The organism is Clostridium sediminicola, assembly GCF_050402865.1.
Classification (GTDB): domain Bacteria; phylum Bacillota; class Clostridia; order Clostridiales; family Clostridiaceae; genus Clostridium_AF; species Clostridium_AF sediminicola.
This window is the reverse complement of record NZ_BAABMF010000088.1, coordinates 1-311: the sequence shown is the minus strand read 5'-3', so window position 1 is coordinate 311 and position 311 is coordinate 1. Positions and strand designations below refer to the sequence as shown.

The following is a 311-nucleotide window of genomic DNA, read 5'->3' as shown; positions in this document are numbered from 1 at the left end:
TATCTTCTTCTTTTAACTCAGGAACTATCTTAACTACTTCTGCTGCTTTATCTTTATATTCTGCTTTTTCCATTACTCCAGGTCTTACTGTTGACATTTGTGGTCTATTCTTTGGACATATAATTGTTGCCATTAAGTTACCACCAAAAGCAGGACGTGTTTGTAATAATTTATTATCTGATGGATCTACATCTAATGATGTACAGTCTGCTGTCAATCCAGTTCCTACTCTTCCTGCAATTCTAGGCGCTAAATCTCTTCCAATTGAAGTAGCTCCTATCAATACTGACTCAGGTTGATTTTCTAATATA

1 protein-coding gene is annotated in these 311 nt (G+C 35.0%); it reads right to left on the bottom strand.

Features of this window, described 5'->3' with window-relative positions:
- Positions 1 to 311 (bottom strand): electron transfer flavoprotein subunit alpha/FixB family protein (locus ACQ3F0_RS26860; RefSeq protein WP_428868878.1); only part of this gene is annotated, 311 nt, incomplete at both ends.